18 protein-coding genes are annotated in these 18,611 nt (G+C 66.7%); 6 read left to right on the plus strand and 12 right to left on the minus strand.

Translation table 11 applies throughout. The features are described 5' to 3' along the window. Nucleotide 1 precedes the first annotated feature (1 nt). The 3 genes from ftsL to asnS form a co-directional block, all read right to left on the minus strand. Nucleotides 2-349, minus strand: a complete 348-nt coding sequence (gene ftsL / locus ACWHYQ_RS18035; RefSeq protein ID WP_447973484.1) for a cell division protein FtsL — start codon at nt 347-349, stop codon at nt 2-4. Further along, nucleotides 346-1,320, minus strand: coding sequence for a 16S rRNA (cytosine(1402)-N(4))-methyltransferase RsmH (gene rsmH / locus ACWHYQ_RS18040; RefSeq protein ID WP_447973485.1), 975 nt, complete (start codon nt 1,318-1,320; stop codon nt 346-348). The genes ftsL and rsmH overlap by 4 nt, the downstream gene beginning before the upstream one ends. A gap of 275 nt (nt 1,321-1,595) precedes the next feature. Then, entirely contained in the window at nt 1,596-2,891 is a 1,296-nt protein-coding gene (gene asnS / locus ACWHYQ_RS18045) for an asparagine--tRNA ligase (RefSeq protein WP_447973486.1), read from the minus strand. Nucleotides 2,892-3,327: 436 nt separating this feature from the next. On the opposite strand from asnS, the gene ACWHYQ_RS18050 reads away from it, so the two are divergent. Then, nucleotides 3,328-4,332 (plus strand): hypothetical protein, encoded by a 1,005-nt coding sequence (locus ACWHYQ_RS18050; RefSeq protein ID WP_447973487.1) that lies wholly within the window; start codon nt 3,328-3,330, stop codon nt 4,330-4,332. Between the two features lie 91 nt (nt 4,333-4,423). Here the strand turns inward: ACWHYQ_RS18050 and ACWHYQ_RS18055 are convergent, their stop codons facing one another. From ACWHYQ_RS18055 to ACWHYQ_RS18095, 9 genes are all read right to left on the minus strand, one after another. Beyond that, the gene (locus tag ACWHYQ_RS18055; RefSeq protein WP_447973488.1) at nt 4,424-5,458 is read right to left on the minus strand and encodes a WD40/YVTN/BNR-like repeat-containing protein; all 1,035 of its coding nucleotides are present in this window, start codon (nt 5,456-5,458) and stop codon (nt 4,424-4,426) included. Between the two features lie 30 nt (nt 5,459-5,488). Beyond that, nucleotides 5,489-5,986 carry a YajQ family cyclic di-GMP-binding protein gene (locus ACWHYQ_RS18060; RefSeq protein WP_447973489.1) on the minus strand — a complete coding sequence of 166 codons (498 nt, stop codon included), beginning with the start codon at nt 5,984-5,986 and terminating at the stop codon, nt 5,489-5,491. An 11-nt stretch (nt 5,987-5,997) separates the two neighbouring features. Further along, nucleotides 5,998-7,992, minus strand: coding sequence for a carbon starvation CstA family protein (locus tag ACWHYQ_RS18065; RefSeq protein ID WP_447973490.1), 1,995 nt, complete (start codon nt 7,990-7,992; stop codon nt 5,998-6,000). Nucleotides 7,993-8,046: 54 nt separating this feature from the next. Next, a complete protein-coding gene (locus ACWHYQ_RS18070) occupies nt 8,047-9,045 on the minus strand; it encodes a lysylphosphatidylglycerol synthase transmembrane domain-containing protein (protein ID WP_447973491.1) in 999 nt (332 codons plus the stop codon). Further along, on the minus strand, nt 9,038-10,465 hold the full coding sequence (locus ACWHYQ_RS18075) for a CDP-alcohol phosphatidyltransferase family protein (RefSeq protein WP_447973492.1): 1,428 nt from the start codon (nt 10,463-10,465) through the stop codon (nt 9,038-9,040). The genes ACWHYQ_RS18070 and ACWHYQ_RS18075 overlap by 8 nt, the downstream gene beginning before the upstream one ends. Further along, a complete protein-coding gene (locus ACWHYQ_RS18080) occupies nt 10,462-11,187 on the minus strand; it encodes a phosphocholine cytidylyltransferase family protein (protein ID WP_447973493.1) in 726 nt (241 codons plus the stop codon). The genes ACWHYQ_RS18075 and ACWHYQ_RS18080 overlap by 4 nt, the downstream gene beginning before the upstream one ends. Nucleotides 11,188-11,216: 29 nt before the next feature. After that, nucleotides 11,217-12,311 carry a 2-aminoethylphosphonate aminotransferase gene (locus tag ACWHYQ_RS18085; protein ID WP_447973494.1) on the minus strand — a complete coding sequence of 365 codons (1,095 nt, stop codon included), beginning with the start codon at nt 12,309-12,311 and terminating at the stop codon, nt 11,217-11,219. A 76-nt stretch (nt 12,312-12,387) separates the two neighbouring features. Beyond that, nucleotides 12,388-12,972 carry a thiamine pyrophosphate-dependent enzyme gene (locus ACWHYQ_RS18090; protein ID WP_447973495.1) on the minus strand — a complete coding sequence of 195 codons (585 nt, stop codon included), beginning with the start codon at nt 12,970-12,972 and terminating at the stop codon, nt 12,388-12,390. After that, complete coding sequence (locus ACWHYQ_RS18095; RefSeq protein WP_447973496.1) at nt 12,969-13,466, minus strand: thiamine pyrophosphate-binding protein; 498 nt, start codon at nt 13,464-13,466, stop codon at nt 12,969-12,971. Before ACWHYQ_RS18095 ends, ACWHYQ_RS18090 begins: the two co-directional genes overlap by 4 nt. Nucleotides 13,467-13,633: 167 nt before the next feature. On the opposite strand from ACWHYQ_RS18095, the gene ACWHYQ_RS18100 reads away from it, so the two are divergent. The 5 genes from ACWHYQ_RS18100 (at nt 13,634) to ACWHYQ_RS18120 (ending at nt 18,592) form a co-directional block, all read left to right on the plus strand. Beyond that, complete coding sequence (locus ACWHYQ_RS18100; RefSeq protein ID WP_447973497.1) at nt 13,634-14,218, plus strand: hypothetical protein; 585 nt, start codon at nt 13,634-13,636, stop codon at nt 14,216-14,218. 12 nt (nt 14,219-14,230) lie between these two features. After that, on the plus strand, nt 14,231-14,839 hold the full coding sequence (locus ACWHYQ_RS18105; RefSeq protein ID WP_447973498.1) for a hypothetical protein: 609 nt from the start codon (nt 14,231-14,233) through the stop codon (nt 14,837-14,839). Nucleotides 14,840-14,923: 84 nt separating this feature from the next. Then, the gene (locus tag ACWHYQ_RS18110) at nt 14,924-16,597 is read left to right on the plus strand and encodes an isocitrate lyase/phosphoenolpyruvate mutase family protein (RefSeq protein ID WP_447973499.1); all 1,674 of its coding nucleotides are present in this window, start codon (nt 14,924-14,926) and stop codon (nt 16,595-16,597) included. Nucleotides 16,598-16,724: 127 nt separating this feature from the next. Next, nucleotides 16,725-17,405, plus strand: coding sequence for a TetR/AcrR family transcriptional regulator (locus ACWHYQ_RS18115; protein ID WP_447973500.1), 681 nt, complete (start codon nt 16,725-16,727; stop codon nt 17,403-17,405). Further along, nucleotides 17,402-18,592, plus strand: a complete 1,191-nt coding sequence (locus tag ACWHYQ_RS18120) for an efflux RND transporter periplasmic adaptor subunit (RefSeq protein ID WP_447973501.1) — start codon at nt 17,402-17,404, stop codon at nt 18,590-18,592. The genes ACWHYQ_RS18115 and ACWHYQ_RS18120 overlap by 4 nt, the downstream gene beginning before the upstream one ends. Nucleotides 18,593-18,611: the final 19 nt, after the last annotated feature.

Raw genomic sequence — 18,611 nt, forward strand, 5'->3', positions numbered from 1 at the left:
ACTATTCGACCCGCCGCGCCGGCTGGAGCCCCTCGTGCTTGGCCAGCCGGATCTCCGGCTGGGGCGCGCCGCGGCCGGAGGGCGCCGCCCGCTCCAGTCTCACGACGACCACCTGCCCCTGGCTTGGCGGGACCATGGCCAGCTTCTCCGAGGCGACGCGCGCGATCCGCTCCGGCGAGGTGAGCGCCGACACCTTGAGCCGGAGCTCGTCCCGTTCCCGCAGGAGTGTGATCCGTTGTGCCTTGAGCTGCTCGACTTGGTACCCCACGCGCACGAGGTCCACGCGCTCCCACACATACCCCAGCGCCAGGACCAGGCTGACCGCAATCACCGTGCCGAAGGTTCTCATACAGACCTCCGCGTCGGGAGCCGTTCCGCCACTCGTAGCTTGGCGCTGCGGGCACGTGGGTTCTGGTCACACTCCCGGTCGGACGGGACAATGGGTTTCTTCGTCAGCGACCGGAGCCTGGGCTCAGGACCTCCAGCCAACGCCCGAATCGTCTGCTTGACAATCCGGTCCTCGAGCGACTGGAAGGAGACCACGCAGAGCCGCCCGCCCGGCGTCAGTACATCCGCCGCGTCGCGCAGCGCCCCCTCCAGCCCGTCCAGCTCGCCGTTCACGGCAATGCGCAGAGCCTGGAAGGTCCTGGTGGCGCAATGCAACCGGCCGTGCCGGTAGGGGCCCGGCACCGCCCCGCGGATCACTGCCACCAGCTCTCCTGTGGTCCGAAGTGGGGCTCGCTGGCGCGCGCGGACAATGGCGCGGGCGATCCGGCGGGCGAATCGCTCTTCGCCGTACTGGTAGATGAGGTTTGCCAGCTCGCGCTCGGGAAGGTGGTTCACCAGGTCCGCAGCGGTGCGGGGCTCACGGCGGTCCATCCGCATGTCAAGCGGGCCGTCCAGAGAAAAGCTAAAGCCTCGCTCCGGCCGATCGATCTGGGGCGAGGAGACGCCGAGATCAAAGAGCACCCCATCCACCTGCGAGCAGCCCGTGGTGCCAAGATGTTGTTTCAGCTCACGAAAGTTGCTGTGGATCAAGCGCAGCCTCTCGCCGAACCGGCTCAGCCGTTTGGCCGTCGCTTCGACCGCGTCGCCGTCCCGATCGAGCCCAATGACGATGCCGCCCGGTGCCGTCGCTTCCAAGATTCGCTCCGCGTGGCCCCCCAGCCCGATCGTGCAATCGAGGTAACGTCCTCCGGGCCGGCAGGCGAGCCAGACGAGAACCTCGTCGAGCAGCACGGGCGCATGAAAGAGAGTCGCTGAATTCTTAGCCTCTACATTGATTCCCACTTCTTCCCACTTTTCGCCAGGAGTATACATCCCTAGAAGCGCTTGTCAACAAAAATCTTTCGGTCCCGTGCAAATTTACGCTCCCCCCTTAGGAGCTGCGATCGCCCCTCTGGTGGACGAGCATAACGGGCTGGATGGGATCGTCCCGATACCGGGGTGTCATGGTCGCGACCCCGCCGACTCAGGGACGTCGCGTGCTTGGGGAACGGCGAGCTTCGGACCCTCAGGCGCCCACCTTAATCGCCTAAGGTTCCATGCGCTGCTCACTGCTCGTGGCTGTTCGCTGACGACTCTGATGTTTGATGTTAGGGATAGAGCTTGTACAACATGCGCGGAAACGGAATGGTTTCGCGAACGTGCTCAAGCCCACAGATCCAGGCCACCGCACGCTCGATGCCCATGCCAAAGCCGGCGTGGGGAACCGACCCATACCGGCGCAGGTCGAGGTACCAGCGGAACGCCTCCTCGGGGAGCTTGTGCTCGCGAATCCGGGCCAGCAATTTGTCGTGCTCGTGGATGCGCTGGCCACCGCCGATGATCTCGCCGTAGCCCTCCGGCGCCAACACATCCATGCACAGCGCGAGGTCCGGCCGCTCGGGATCGCTCTGCATGTAGAACGCCTTGATCGCCGCCGGATACCGGTGCACGATCACTGGCCGATCGAACTGGTTCGAGAGCAGCGTCTCCTCATCCCCACCGAAGTCGTCGCCGAGCTGCATCGGGTTCCCTTTGCTCTGGAGCAAGCGGACCGCCTCCTCGTAGGTGATGCGCGGAAACGGCGGCACGACCCGCTCGAGTTTCGACACGTCGCGCTCCAACACGGCCAGCTCCGCGCGCCGCTTCTCCAGCACTCGGGCCACGACGAAGCTCAGGAACGCTTCGGCCAGCTCCATCATGTCAGAGAGTTCGGCGAACGCCACCTCCGGCTCGACCATCCAGAATTCCATGAGGTGCCGGCGCGTCTTGGATTTCTCCGCGCGAAAGGTCGGGCCGAAGCAGTAGACCTTGCCGAAGGCCGCCGCCGTCGCCTCGCTGTAGAGCTGGCCGCTCTGCGTCAGGTAGGCCATCTCGTCGAAGTATTGGGTCTGGAACAGTGTCGTCGTGCCCTCGCAGGCGTTGGGTGTGAAGATCGGCGCGTCCACGAGGACAAAGCCGCGCTCGTCGAAGAAGGCCCGGCAGGCGCGGATGACCTCGTGCCGGATGCGGAGGATAGCGTGCTGGCGGCTGGAGCGGAGCCACAGGTGCCGGTGCTCCATCAGGAACCCAATGCCGTGCTCCTTGGGTTGAATCGGGAAGGGCTCCGCGAGATGGACGGTCCGGATTGCCGCGACCTCCAGCTCGTAACCGCCGGGCGCGCGGGACTCGTGGCGGACGCGGCCGGTCAGGACCAGGGAGGACTCCTGGGTGAGCTGCGTCGCCTGCGCGAACGCCTCCTCGCCGACGGCGCCCTTGCTGACGACGGCCTGGAGATCGCCCGTCCCGTCGCGCACGACGAGGAACTGGATCTTCCCGCTGGAGCGGCGGTGCCGCACCCAGCCGCGGATCGTCACTTCCTCGCCGACATGGTCGGCGATGTCCTCGATGTAGACGACGGGCGGCATCGGGCCACCCCCTCCGACCGGCTCTCCCCTCTGCCCTTCGCTGCTCGCGAGCCTAGCCGATCCGGCGGCGGGATTTCAAGCGAGCCTCGGAGAGGAGCGCTCCAGCCAGCCATACCAAGCTCCTGGCCTGATCGCCAGTCCACATCACGGCTGGTCGCCCCGGCCGTAGGGACGCACTTCACCGGACCATTCCTGGTGCAGGTCCACGGTACCGAACGACCACTCGTGCTGGCGCTTGCGCTCAGGCTCCGGTCGGCGACGCCGCACGTGGGACTCGGCGGTGCGTATCGTGCGCGAGGCACAGTCGCACCCGCGGGGCGGCCCCAATTCACCGCTTTTCTTGCAGCGCGGCCGCGCAGGGGGTGTATAATGGCGCATGCAGTCTTGCCGGAACAACAAGGCGTGCGGTACGATGCCTCCGCTGCGAGGCCTGGCCGTGCTCATCCCGGCCTTCTTGTTGGCGTGGCCACCTTCGGTCGGCGAGACCAAGGACCTCGCTCCCGACAACCCGCTCAACCCGCCCGCTCCCATCTTCTGGTGCCCCAACAAGACGCCGGACCAGCAGATTTCCGTGACCCCCAATCCGGGCTGCATGCCGATCGTCGAGAAGCAGGAACGGAGGAGGCCGCCCGATGCCAAACCCGACCGGTTCAAGGATTTGCCGCCGATCAAGATCATCGAGATTCAAAGCGCTGCATCGAAGTTTGCGGAGAAATACCGCCAGTTCCTGGACTGCTGCGCCGCTAAGATCGCGTCCCTCGATCAGATTGACGAACTCAGCGACGAAGCCAACTATATCCTCACCTCTGTCCAGCAGAGGGGTCTCTTCAACAGCGCAGGCATGCCGTCCACATCACCAAACAGAGGGTCGCTCGGAACGTTTGCAAGACAGTGGACATTGACTGAGATCATCGGCACCGTCGTACGGGCGCGTCACGATCTTGCCCGACTCAAGGAACAGCTCGAGGCTCTCGAGCGAGGCCGGGAGAACCTTGACAAGCTGGACTACGAAGCGGCCGGGCGCGAACGGCGAAGACTTACGAACGAAGAATTGACGATCACGGAGGAATTCAAAGCGAAGCGTCCGCCGCCATCCGCGCGCACCGGCACGGAGATCGAGAACACGACGGTTCCGACCAGAGTTGGCGGCGATATCGAGAATACCACGCTGAACAGCGCCTACTCGGCGGACATCGGCTACGTTGTTTCCCCCTACAGTAGCGTGCGGGAAAATTTGAAGCCCAGAAGGGGCACCGATATTGCGGATACGAACCTCCCCACGGTCGCGGGTCCGGCTGCCAAGGACAAGGTTACGGAGCCGACCGACTTGCCGGTCTCGATTGGGTTTGAGGTGGGCACGTCACAGGGCCCCACGGGTGAGTCGTCGCTCCCCATGCGCGTCGGCCCCGCCATCGGCAACTCCAGCCTGAACAACCCCTGACAGGTACAGTGAAGAGTGTGGATGGTGAGTGATCGGTTGAGGAGAGCAGTAAAGGCCGGACTCAGACCGTCACGCTGCCGTTTCCTCACCCTCACGCCGCTCTGTCCTTGACCGGCGGCATCGCCTCCCAGGTCTCGCCGCCATCGCGGCTCCGGTAGAGCCCGCTCCCGTTCGTGCCCACGTACCAGGTCGCGGGATCGGTCGGGCTCTGGGCGAGCGACCGGATGTTGAGCGTGGCTAGCCCCTTGTTCAGCGCGCGCCAGGTCGCGCCCCCGTCTTCGCTCATGTGCACTCCCTCGCGGCTCGCCACGTAGAGCGTATCCAGCCGTGACCGGTCCAGCACCATCGCGCTAAGCATCTGATCCGGGAGCGTCTGCGCGATCCGCGTCCAGGACTGGGCGCCGTCGGTGGTCTTGTAGAGTCCGTTGAGGGTGGCGGCGTACACGGTGTCTGGCCGGTGCGGGTCCACCTGCATCACGGTCACACCAAGCGCGCGCGAGGACTTGATGACGTCCGGGGACACGAGGCCATTGTTCACCTTCTCCCAGCGGGCGGCCCGGTTCACCGTCTTGTAGACGCCCCCGCTGGTCCCCGCGTACATGACCTGCGGCCGCGTCGGGTCCAGCGCGAGCGTGACGACCATCAGCACCTCCTTCATCCCCTCCATCCGCTTTTGCCAGGAATCGCCGCCGTTCGTGGACTCGAACACGCCCATCGTCGTTGCCACGAACAGGTGGGTGTTGTCCGCCGGATCGACCACGAACTGGTTCACCACCGAGGTGATCGTCGCGTCGTCCAACCCGGTCCGCTGGGACCGCCAGGTGTGCCCGCCGTCGTAGCTCTTGAAGACCGCGTCGCCCTTGGTGCCCGCGTAGACCGTCGCGGGGTAGACCGGGTCCACGGCCATGGCGATCACGCGCGAGTGCGTCATCCCCCGGGAGAGGTTCTCCCAGGTCTGCCCGCCATCCCGCGTCTTGTAGATGTAGTCGTTGGTCGCGACGTAGATGATGTTCGGGTTGGTCGGATGGAGCTGGATGACGACGATCGCATCGCTGCGCTGGCACCCTGAGCCCAGCAGGGCCGCCAGGCCGAGCGCGATCGTCACGAGGAAGACGCGGGCTGTCATGGGGCTCGATCCTCCCGAGCCCGCCACGGGCTAGCGATAGTTGGTGAACTGCAGGTCAATCCCGAAGTCTTTCTGCCTCAGGAATGCGATGACGGCCTGCAGCTCGTCCTTGCTCTTGCTCTGGACGCGAAGCTGGTCGCCCTGGATCTGGGCTTGCACCTTGAACTTGGCGTCCCGGATCTCCCTGGCCATCGCTTTGGCCTTCTCGTCCGGAATGCCGTTCTGGATCGTGATGACTTGCCGCACCGTCCCCCCCAGTGCCTCCTCCAGCTTGCCGTAGGTCAGCGCCTTGAGCGACACGGCGCGCTTGACGAACTTGGCCTTCAGGATATCCAGGACGGCCTTGAGCTTGTACTCGTCGTCGGAGACGACGACCAGCTCCCGCTCCTTCTCCTTGAGCGTAAGGTCTGTCTTCGTCCCCTTGAAGTCGAACCGCTGCCGGACCTCCTTGAGTGTCTGATCAAGCGCGTTCTTGACTTCCTGCATATCCACGCGGGACACCACGTCGAACGAGAACTGATCCGCCACAGTCTTCCTCCTCAGCAACAGCCCCCCGTCGTCAGCGGATTGCCGTCCGACACGGACGGCCGCGACCCGGCCGGCGAGGCGCTGCCCCGCAGCACCAGCACTTCGCTGCTGGTAATGGGCCGGCCCGCCACCACGTAGCCGTACCACTGCCGCGCGCTGTCCGTCAGCACCACGACTGCGAGCACGGCGACCGCCCCGACCAGCGCCGCATCTAAATAGAGCGCGACGGCCCGGCCGGCCCCGCCCGGGCTGCCCGCCTGCTCGACAAACAGCCAGAACATCTCGTAGCAGCCGGTCAGCGTGATCACGCCGACGAACGCCATCGGCACCGCGGTGACCCACAGGAACTGCGGCTTGCGCATCTTGATGAGCACCGTCGTCCCGATACAGAGCGCCAGCGTCCCCAGGAGCTGGTTGGCCGCGCCGAACATCGGCCAGATCGTCGAGATGCTGCCGGTCCCGATCAAGTAAGCCCAGCCGCCCACCACGGCCCCGGTGCCGAGCCAGACGCCCGGCCACCAGGTGAATTGCCGCAGCGGCGCGTACCAGCGCCCGCCCATCTCCTGGATCAAATACCTGGCGACCCGTGTCCCGGTGTCGATGGTCGTGAGGATGAACAGCGCCTCGAACAGGAGCGCAAACTGGTACCAATAGGCCATCAGGCCCGCCATCCCGGGGAGCGCGGCGAAGATGGACGCCATACCCACGGCGAGCGAGACGGCTCCGCCGGGCCGCCCGGCCACCTCCACCTCGACCAGCCGGGACAACTCCTGGATCCGCTCCACCGGAAACCCGAGGGCCGCGAGCCGGTCCGCGGAGAGCATCGTGTTGATCGCCAGGTAGTCCCCGGGGACGAGCACCGACGCCGCGATCAAGGCCATGACGCCGACAAAGCTCTCGAGCAGCATCGCGCCGTAGCCCACCGGCGCGTGGGACTCGCGCTCGATCATCTTCGGCGTCGTCCCGGAGGACACCAGGGAGTGGAACCCGGAGATCGCCCCGCAGGCGATCGTGATGAACAGGAACGGAAAGAGCGTCCCGGGAATCACCGGACCGCCGCCGTGCACGAAGGCGGTCACCCGCGGCATCTCGATCGTCGGCGCCATCAGGAGCACGCCCAGGCCAAGCAGCACCACGACGCCGAGCTTCATGAACGTGGACAGGTACCCCCGGGGGACCAACAGCATCCAGGCCGGCAGGACCGAGGCCAGAAACCCGTAGCCCGCGAGCAGCCAGACCAGCGTGGGCCGCTCGAATTCAAACCAGGGCGCGAGCGAAGACTGCGCCACCAGGCGCCCCAGGCCGACCGAGGCAAGCAGGAGCAGGACCCCGAGGAGTGAGACCTCGCCGACCCGGCCAGGCCGGAACTTCTCCAGATAGAATCCCATGAGGAACCCGATGGGAACGGTCATGGCGATGGTGAAGGTCCCCCAGGCGTTCCGGTACAGCGCGTTCACGACCGCGAGCCCGAGGCCGGCCAGGGCGACGACGACGATGAACAGGACCGCGACCGCCGTGGCCGTGCCGGTGACGGCCCCCAACTCGTCCCGGGCGATCTCCGGAAGCGACCGGCCGTTGCGCCGCATGGAGGCGACCAGGATGACGAAGTCCTGTACGGCTCCGGCCAGGACCGCCCCGATCACCAGCCATAGAAACCCCGGCAGGTAACCGAACTGCGCCGCCAGCACTGGGCCGAGGAGGGGCCCCGCGCCGGCGATCGCCGCGAAATGGTGTCCGAACAGGACGTAGCGGTTGGCCGGATAGAAATTCGTGCCGTCGCGGAGCCGGTGGGCGGGCGTGACGTAGCGATCGTTGAGCTCGACGACGCGCCGGGCGAGCCAGCGCGCGTAGAACCGGAGCGCCAGCACGTAGCAGCAGGCCGCGGCCACGACCAGCCACAGCCCGTTGACCTTCTCGCCCGGGTTGACCAGGCCCGTAACGAAACCGAGCGCGACCGCGCAGAGCCCGGCCACCAGCGCCCACAGGAGCTTCATGCCGACGCTCATGGCGCAGTATCCTAACAAGCGAGGGGGACCTTGTAAACGGGAGGGCCTGTCGTGCTATCGTGGCAGCGCCACGGCCGGACGGCCACCCAGCGCGGCAAGGCACAGGAGCCCGATCGCGATCCAGACCAGCTCGCGGAGCCGGCGCAGGAGCGCGAAAGTCAGGCCGGTCACCTCACTATAGCCGAAGGCCATCACGAGGAGCAGGTTGCCGCCGTCCTGCATGCCGAGGCTCCCGGGAATGAAGAAGGTGCCGCCTTTGATGAAGACGGACAACGCGGCGACCGCGATCGCGGTCGCCGGCGACGGGACCCCTCCAAGAATCCAGAGGATCACATAGACCTCGAGCGCTTCAGCGAGCCAGCCCGAGAAGGCCGCGCCGGTGGAGAGTAGGAACCCCCGCCGGTTCCCCGCGTAAAACTCGAGGATCGTCCGATCGAGGGCCCGGAGCTTGTCCTCGCGCCGCTCCAGCGCCGCGATCCGGAGCCGGCAGCGCCGGAGCGCGTTGAGCAGCCCCACAAATAGCCCGGCGCGTTGCACGAGGAGCAGCACGGCGGTGCCGAAGACGAGCAGCCCCACGACGGCCACCACAGCGGCCGCCGTGGGCGCCGCCGGGCCGGTCACACCCAGCGGCCCGACGGCGAGTCCGATCCCCAACAGGATGAAGGCGACCTGGGCGAGGGTCAGCGTCGTCTTGGCCGTGACCACGGAGGCCAGCCCATCCACGATTGCGATCCCCTGCTGCTTGAGCAAGTAGGCTTTGAGCGGTTCGCCGCCGAGGTAGGCGGTCGGCGTCGTTAGGTTGAGCACTTCGCCCGCGGTACGAATGGCGAAGAGGCGCCCGAAGGACACCTGCTCCGCATGGCGGCCCAACGTAAACCGCCAACTGAGCGCTTCGAGGACATACATGAGCAATGAGGGCAGAAGCAGGATGAAGAGAGAGCCTGGCCCGAGCAGCGAGACCGTCTCGGCGAGCCGGCCCAGCCCGATGTGCCAGATCAGCCCCAGGAGAACCAGGATCCCGATGACGAGGAGGGCCGCCCGTAGGCTATGCACGGCTGATCGCCGAGGGTCGCGTGGCCCAGGCTAGCGTGACCCAGAAGGCATTGGCGCCGATCGCGGCGAGCCAGAGGAAGATGTCCAACCGGCCGAGCAGCGCGAAGGCCAGAACGATCGCGGAGAAGTCCCGGCTGGCCATGTTCCTAAGAAGAAACTCCGCGCGCGCGGCGGCGGCCGGGTTCACGATGGCGCCCCGGTCGCGCAGGGCCTTCGCGCGGATCACGAGCCAGAGCGAGAGCCCGTTCGCGAGGATCGCCGCCCCGCCGAGCGCCAAGGGACTCCAGGCAGCAGCGACTCCGCTCTGCCAGCCGCCCTGCTGGAGGAAGACGGCCCAAGACATCCCGGCGAAGATCGCCATGTGGACGAGGTTGTCGCCCAGCAGGTCGAGTTGCTCGCCGAGCTTCGATTCCGTGAACGTGAGCCGGGCTACCTCTCCATCGCAGCAGTCCACGACGGCCGACAACTGGAAGAGCAGGGCACCGACGAGCCCGGCGAGATAGGTCCCCTGTGCGATCGCCGAGGCCGCGAGGAGGCCGATCAGGGTAGCCAGCGCCGTAACGGCGTTGGCCGACAGCCCCGCCCGGAGGAAGAACCGCGTGAAGAGGGCGGAGAGCTTGCGGTTGAAATGGCGGTCCACGACCCCCTCGAAGTGCTCCTTTAAGGATTCGAGGAGCCTCCGCTCGGCGAGCCGCGCGTCCGCGACATCGCGGACCTCGCGGAGCCAGCAGGGCGAGTCCGCGGGCACAGACAGCGTTCGCAGGCCGCCCTCCGCGTCGGCCCGCGCGATGAGCCCGCGCACCCAGCCCAGACCCGACAGGGGCCGAGACTCCTCACCCCGACAGTGTGCCGTGGGCCAGCCCGCCGTTTCCTCCGCACCCCCAGCCCCCAGCGAGGACGAGGCGGCCAGCCCTGTTCGGAGCACGATCACCTCCGCCGGGCCAGCAGCAGCCCCACCGCCCGGGTGCGCTTCGCTCTTCGAGACCCGACAGAGGAGTAGCGAGGGCTGGCCGTCCTGGACCTCGTGGCGCAGCCGTTCCACCAGTTCCCGGGAAAAGAGGGTGGTGGCGCCTACGACTAGGCAATAGCCCCGCCGCGCGCCCAGCACCGTCTCCCAGGTCTGGGGATCGTCCGGCGGGAATTCGCGAGTCGGCAGCCAGCGGATGGCGAGCCTCACCCGCGGGTCCTCGCGGACCAGCGCTCTGAGGGCCACCTCCTCGTCCCCGACGAGCACGAGGGCCTGCCCGATCCCCGCGCGCTGGAGGGTGAGTAGGGTCCGCTGGAACAGCGTGAGGCCGCCGACCCGCGTCAACGGCCCTGCCGAGCCCGGCGTCGCGGTCCGGCCAGGGACCGCGAGCACGACTGCGGTCTCCAGCCCTTGGGACTCGGCGATCCGGTTATGCAGGACGCTGTCGGTCATTCATCCAGCTTTGGCAGAATCTCCCGCTCGGCGCGGGCCACGTCCTCGGGAAAGTCAATCTCGATCCACGGGAGCCCGCCGATGCGCTCATAGCCCACGGGGACAGTTCCGAAGAATTCCGCGAGCGCGTCCTCGTACTCCATGTCCAGCGCACCACGGTCCACGTAGCCCTTGAGCGACGCCGTGAGCGCGTCGGTGTCCTGCCGGCGCACCTTCAGGAACCCGACGCCCTCGCCCGCCAGATCGTAGCGCTCGGGCATCCGCTTACTGAGCGCGACGACCCGCCCGCCACGAACCGCAACCATACACTCCTCGGTTCGTTGTATGACCGTCTCATCGAGCAGCAACGCCGTCGGCCGGGAAGACTCGATGAGCCGCCGGAGGATCGCCCGGTGAAACAGCACGTCCGCATCCATGATCAGGACATCATCGTCGAACTCGGTCCGTGCGAGCCAGAGGGACGTGAGGCTGCCGCGCTGATAGTGCTCGTTCACGAGGAACCGGACGTCCAGCCCCTGCGCCACAGCCGCGACGGCAGCGCGAACCATCTCCTGTTTGTACCCGACGACGAGCGTCGCCCGCTTGACCCCCACGGCGTCCAAGGCCTCGAAGTAACGGGCCAGGAGCGGCCGCCCGCCCAGTTCGATGAGGCACTTGGGCCGGTGTTGCGTGATCGGCCAGAGCCGCTTGCCGACCCCGGCCGCCAGGATGATGGCCTTCATGGGCTACTCGCTTGCATCGGCGACTGCCTTCAGCCGCGGCCCGGGGCCGCCTCCAGAACCTGCTTGAACGCCGCCAGGAACCCTTCCAGGACCTCCTGGGTCAACGCGCCCATGTTGGCCACGCGGAAGATCTTGGATTCCAACTGGCCTTGCCCGGCGTAGATGACGTAGCCCTGCTCCTTGAGGCGGTCGTGCAGGCACTCGTAGGTCAGCCCCGGCGGAAGCTGATAGGCGGTGATCGTGTTCGATTGCAGCTCCGGCGGCAGGAGCGGCTTTAGGCCCAATGCCGCCAGACCCCGGCGGATGAACGCCGCCGCCTTCTGGTAGCGCTGGATCCGGTTGGCCACCCCTTCTTCCAGCAGCTCGTCCAGCGCCTCCTCGAACGCGTAGCAAAGCTGGACAGCCGGCGTAAAGGGAATGCGGCCCCGTTCCTCGTCCTCGTAGTAATGCGGCAGGTGCAGGTACCAGGAGCGTTTGGGATAGCCCTTCATCCGCTCCATGAACCCGCGGCGCACCAGGACGAACGACACCCCGGGGAAGCCCTGGATGCACTTGCCCGCGGTCCCCGCGACCATGTAGACGTGCGGGCCCGCGATGTCCACGGGCTCGCCTCCCAGGCCGCTCACCGAATCGAGGATGAACACCCGGTTCTGGCTGTCCACGACGTCGGCGATCTCCCGGACTGGATTGATCAGCCCCGTTGTCGTCTCGTGGTGCACCATGGCCACGGCATGGACTTCGGGGTGCTGGCGGAGGGCCAGGCGTAATTGCTCCGGATCCGGCCGCATCCTCCAGTCGTACTTCAGTTCGGAGACGCCCAGCCGGTGCACGCCCAGGATCGAAGAGATGCGTTCGCCGTAGACGCCGTTGTTGATGACCAAGGCGCGCTTTCCGACCGGGATCGCCGACAGCACGGCCGCCTCGACCGCCGCCGTGCCGGACCCGGACAGGATGATCGCCGTGTAGTCGGCTTCGGCCCCGGGCACGAAGGCGGTCAGGAGCTTCTGCCGGATCCGTTGGAGCAGCTCGGCGAACTCCGGCTCACGGTGGCAGATATCCGGCTGCAGGAGTGCCTTCCGCACCCGCTCCGAGACGTTGACCGGACCTGGGTTGAGCAGAATCATCACAAACTCCGGCAAGCGGCGGGGGTAGGAAAACGCTTGTCCGCGTGCCTCTCGCCGCTTTACCCCTGGCCGAACATCATTTGATCGCGTCTCTGAACCGATGCGTGATCGCGACCGGCTCGAGCGGCACCCGGTCCACGTCCTCGACCAGTTCGGTGACTTTCACGAGCAGGAAACTCGGCCCATCCTTGGCGAGCATATCCTTGAACTCGTAGATGAGGTCTTCCCGCTCCCGGACCCGCTCCACGTTGACGTACCCCGCCGCCTTCGCCACCTGGTCCAACCGCACGAGGCGCGAATAGGTCGGCTGGTTGCCGGTGCTCCCGTACACCTCGTTGTCCAGCACCACGTGGATGAAGTTCTTCGGCTTCAACGCAGCGACCGTGGCGAGCGTCCCCATGCCCATGAGCACGTTCCCATCCCCGTCCAGGACGACGACCTTCTTGTCCGGCTTGGCCAGGGCCACGCCAAGGCCGATCGCCGCCGCCACGCCCATCGAACCGATCATATAGAAGTGCGTCGGCCGATCCGCGATCCGGAAGGCCTCCCGCGACGGAAACCCGTTGCAGATGATCACCGGCTGGTCGGTAAGCAGGCCGAGCACCGCCTCGATGGCCTGCGCACGGCTTTGCATCGTGCCTTGCTCGGGTTTCAGGGTCATGGCTGGATGCCTCTGACGACGCCCTTCTTGATGAGCAGGGCGTGCGGAATCCGCGCCTTCATGAAGGTCTCGGCGACCCACTTCAGGTCCTCCCCCATAGTCGCCTCAGACAGCGTGCGATGAGGAATCCGGACCGTGTCGAGGAGCTGGGGCATGGTCTGCCCCATGACGAGGTGCTCAGGCGCGTCCTTCCCCTGGAAGCCCCGCCAGGAGACGAGCAGGAGGCAGGGTTGCTGATAGATGAGGTTCAGGGAGATCAGCGTGTTCAGGGAAGTCCCCAATCCGGAGTTCTGCATAAGCACGGCCGGCACCTTCCCCGCCATGTAAGCGCCGGCGGCCAGGGCCACGGCCTCGTCTTCGCGCACGGCGGGGATGTACAGCCGTCGCTCGAGGAGCGTCTCGATGATCCCGCCCAGAATGGAATCGGGGACGCCCGTGAAGAAGTCGAACCCGATGGTCTGGAGCGCCTGGACGAACTGGTCGCTCTCGATCATGTGCGCGAAGCGGTCAGAAAACAACGGCGGCCGGACGTGGGGACCGGCCGGCCGCGAAATCGGGGCGGATTATAGCGAAGCCAGGGGGGATTCTCAAGGGAAGCCGTTGCCTTCGCGGCGCGAGACATGGTATAGGGTGAAGCGTCTTCCGTCGAGGACCTTGACTGATGCGCTCCCGATTTCTCCTGGTCCTGGCGATCATCGGCCTGCTGAGCCTGGAGTGGGGTGGCGCCGTCGTCTTCCCCCGCCTGGCCGCAGCCAGCGTGGAAATCGCGATCGAGAACGACCCCCACGGGTTCCACGGGATCCCCTGGGGTGCCTCCCTCGCCAACAATCCGGACTTCACCTTGGTCACGTCCTCGAATGAAATTAAAGAGTATGAGCTGAAGAATGGCCCGCCACCCTTGGGAGAGGCGCGCGTGGACTCCATGCGCTTTACGACGATCGAGGGCCAATTCGCCCGGGTCACGATCCGCTACCGCGGGCAGAAGACGCACGATCAGGTGCTGGCGTACCTGCAGGCCGCGTTCGGGCAAACCGACCGCACCCAGGGCTCGATGATGCGCGGCCTCAACCAGCAGTTCAACTGGCGCGGCACGGACACCGAGGTCAACCTCACGTACGAAGGGGCGGGCGAACGCGGCTACCTCTTTATCGAAAGCCGCATGCTCGCCGGCAAATTCAACGAGCATCTCCCGACCGCGTACCGGGCTGGGCCGCGCGGCCCGGCGGCGCCGCCGGCGACGCTCTGAGCGACGCGACGCATGGCGTCCCCGACCTTTCCACTCCCTATCCATCCTCAATTGGTGCCGCGACGCGAGTTCGCGTGGCGCAGGCCGGCCGGCCAGGACGCAGCGGCCCTCCAACGCTTGGCCCGCGGGGTCGCGCGGCTGCTCTGGATGGCCAGCCTCCTCGCGCCCGGGCTCGCCGCGGCGGGCTCAATGGTGAACGACCCCAAGGGGTTCCAGGGCATTTCTTGGGGCTCGCCGCTCGCCGAGCGGCCCGAGCTGACCGAGGTCGGCTCGGGGGACCGGATCAAGGAATACGAACGCAAGGACGGCCCGCCGGCCCTCGGGGGCATTCCGGTATCGTCCCTCCGGCTTTCCACGATCGAGGGCAAGTTCGCCCGGGTCACGATCCGCTATCAGGGCGGCCAGACGCACCGGCAGATCCTGGCCTACCTGCAAAGCCAGTTCGGGCCGATCGACGTCACACCGGGCCAGCTCGCCGCCGGCGCGGAGCAGCAGTTCAACTGGCGCGGCACGGACACCGAAGTCAACCTCACTTACCAGCGGATGGGGGAGCGCGGGTTGCTCTTCATCGAGAGCCGCTCGCTGGCTCCCAAATTCGTCGAGGGCGTCGGCTGCCAGTGAGCGCGCCCGGCCAGCCAGGCGGCTCCGCCTGCCCACACATTTCCGTTGACAAGGTTCGGCCCTCCCTCCCATAGTAGCTTCCCCATGCACAAGGCGACCAAGCTCAGAGCCCTGCTCAAGCGGCCCGGCCTCATCAAGGCCGTCGGCGCGCACGACGCGCTCAGCGCGAAGCTGATCCAGGAAGCCGGCTTCGACGCCGTCTGGGCCAGCGGGTTCGGGATCTCCGCCTCCCTCAAGTGCATCCCCGACGCAAGCTTCATCACGCTGACCGAGCAGCTCGAGATCGAGCGGAACATGGCGGAGGCCGTGGACCTCCCGATCATCGCCGACTGCGACACGGGCTACGGGAACGCCCTCAACGTCAAGCGGACCGTCGCGGACCACGAGCGGGCTGGCATCGCTGCCATCTGCATCGAGGACAATGTCTTTCCCAAGCGGTGCAGCTTTTACGCCGGGGTGCGGCGGGAACTGGTCTCCATCGAGGAGCACTGCGGGAAGATCCGGGCCGCCAAAGCCGCCCAGACCGTGCCGGACTTCATGGTTATCGCCCGGACGGAGGCGCTGATCGCGGGCTGGGGTCAGGAGGAGGCGCTCAGGCGCGCCGAGGCTTACGCGCAGGCGGGGGCCGACGCCGTGCTCATCCATTCCAAGTCCAAGACGTTCGACGAGCTGCGGCAGGTAGCGCGGGCCTGGTCCGGCCTGGTCCCGCTGGTCGTCGTCCCGACGATCTTCGACGGGGTGACCGCGGCCGAACTGGAAGAGGCCGGCTTCAAAATCGTCATCTACGCGAACCAGGTCATCCGGGCCGGGATCAAGGCCATGCGCGATGTGCTCGCGATCCTGAAGCAGGACACACGGCCCGGAGCCGTGAACGACCGCATCGTCCCACTCCAAGAGGTCTACGAGCTGGTGGGAGTCCCGGAGATGGAGGAGGACGAGCGCCGGTTCCTCCCGGCCGGCGGCGAGCAGGTCACGGCCGTGATCGTCGCGGCGGGCTTCGAGAAGCAGCTGCTGCCCTTGATCGAGGACAAGCCGAAGTGCCTCCTCGACATCAAGGGCAAGACGATCCTGGAGCGCCAGGTGGCGGCGCTCAACGAGTGCAACATCAAGGACATCGCGCTCGTGCGCGGGTACCGGAAGGAAGCGATCGCGCTCCCGAACCTCCGCTATTACGACAACGACCGGTATGAGGAGACGGGCGAGCTGGCCTCCCTGTTTTGCGCCGAGGCGGAGCTCAAGGGCCGCTGCCTCGTCTCCTACGGTGACATCATCTACGACGCGACCGTGCTCCAAAAGCTGCTCAAGAGCCCGGCCGACATCGCGCTGGTCGTGGACCTGGCCTGGAACGACCAGCGGGAGCGCGGGCTGACGAACCCGGCCCTCCGGCCGGACCTGGTCATCCTTGAGCGACCGCCTGGCCTCAGCTACCGGTACGTCACGCCCGAGGAGCAGAGCCGCGTGGTGCGCATCGGCCGGGACCTCCCGCCCGAGCAGGCACACGGGGAGTTCATCGGCCTGGCCATGTGCTCGGAGCGGGGGACCGAGGCCCTCGTCCGTACCTACCAGCAGGCGCGCGAGCGGCACCCCGCTGGGCCCTTCCACGCGGCCCCGAGCCTCCAGAAGGCCTCGCTCACCGATCTCTTCCAGGAGCTGATTGACACCGGCCACCCGGTCGTCGCCGTCCCCATCTACAAGGGCTGGATGGAAGTGGACTCCTTCGAGGACTACCAGAAGGCCTGGGCGGCGATCCGCAAGTAGCCCGCCGTGCGGCCCGAAGGCGGCTCCCGTCTTTCCCGCCCGCCCTCCACCATCAGTCCCGCTTGTTCCCACGGCGCACCTGTGCTAGGATTGGGTGAGTAATCACTTACTAACCGACCGGGTCGCTATGGCGAGACGGCAGGGATCGCTCCAGACCAGGACTGCGCGGCAGGAGCGCCAGGCCGGCATCATCGAGGCCGCCGCGACGCTCTTCGCTCACAAGGGCTTCAGCGGGACGACGACGCGGGAGATCGCCCGAACGGCCGGCATCAGCGAAGCCCTGCTCTTTAAGTATTTCCCCACGAAACGCGCACTCTACGCCGCGATCCTGGCCGAGAAGGCGCCGATGTCCCAGCTCATCGCCCTCGTGGACGAGGCCGCGCGGAAGCGGGACGACGAACGGGTGTTCCGGCTCATCGCCGCCTCCCGCATCCGGCGCGACGCGGACCCGACCCTGCTCCGCCTGCTTCTGTTCAGCGCCCTGGAGGGCCACGAGCTGTCGGATATGTTCTTCCGGAACCAGCACCGTGTGTTTTACGACTACCTAGCAGGCTATATCGCGCGGCGCACGCGCGAGGGGGCATTCCGGCGCGTGGACCCGCTGCTGGCCGCACGCGCCTTCATCGGCATGCTGGCGCACCACCGGCTGCTGCACGAGATCTTCCGTGTGCCTGCCCACCGGCCGCCTGAGGACAGCGTCGGCGCCTACGTGTCGCTGTTCCTGGAGGGCCTGCGGGCCGAACCGCAGCGCAGAGGCAGGCCCCCGCTTGGGTCAGTTTGGGGCAGGCGGAGGGCCACCGCGCTATGAACCGGCTGCGACAACATCCGGGCCTGACCGTGCTCGCGGTCCTCGCGCTGGCGCTGGCCGGCCTCGTGACCTTCCGGCTCACCAGCAGCGGAGCCAAGAGCGACCCGCGCAAGGGGCGGCTCATCTCGGTCGGTGTCGCCACACCCGTCCGGCAGAACGTGGACATCCGGCTGCCGTTCACCGCCGACATCCTGCCCTACCGGCAGGTCAACGTCTTCTCCCGCGTAGACGGGTACATCGCCAGGATTCACGTGGACCGGGGCGACTTCGTGAAGGCCAACCAACTCCTGGTTGAGATTGACCACACGGAGTACCAGCATGCAGTCAACCGGGCGAAGGCCAACCTGGCTGCCGCGCGGGCCGACGTGCTCCGCCAAGAGGCCACCATCCGGAACGCGAAGCTGACGCTGGACCGGATGAAGGCCTTGATCAAGGACCAATTCGTCTCCCAGCAGGACCTGGACACCGCGCAGGTCAACTTCGACATGGCGGTGGCGCAGATGGAATCGCTGAGGGCCCAGGTCAAGCAGATGGAAGTGGCCCTCCAGCAGGCCGAGACGAACCTTGCCTACTCTTACATCCGGGCGCCCTTCGCTGGGTACATCGCGGAGCGAAACCTTGACCCGGGCGCCTACGTGACCGGCTCGACCCCCAGCACGTCCACGATGTCCCGTGGCATCCTGACGCTCCACGAGATTGACACGGTGCGGACGATGCTGGACGTGGTCGAGAAGGACGTGCCGCTCGTCAAGATCGGGCAGCGCGCCGAGGTCCGGGCCGAGGCCTACCCGGACCGCGTGTTCATCGGGGAAGTCACGAGGATCCTGCACGCGCTGAGCAAGTCCACCCGGAGCATGACGATCGAAGTGGACCTGCCTAACCCGGACCACCTGCTCAAGGGCGGGATGTTCGCCCGCGTCGAGGTGCTCGTGGGGGTCCACCCGAACGCGATCCAGGTTCCGATTGACGCGCTGACCCGCCTGGAAGAGCGCCAGTACGTGTACATCGTCCGGGACGGAAAGGCCCTGCAGGTGGACGTCGAGACGGGGGCTCGGGTAGGCAACCGCATCGAGATCACCAAGGGCCTCGACGGCACCGAGCAGGTCATCGTGGCCGGCAAGGATTTGGTGAGCCACGGCGTGCTGGTGCAGGCCTATCCCATGGAACCGGTGAAAAGTGAAGGGTGATGAGCGATGTGGCGAATCA

It is taken from the genome of Nitrospira sp. Kam-Ns4a, from assembly GCF_965152595.1.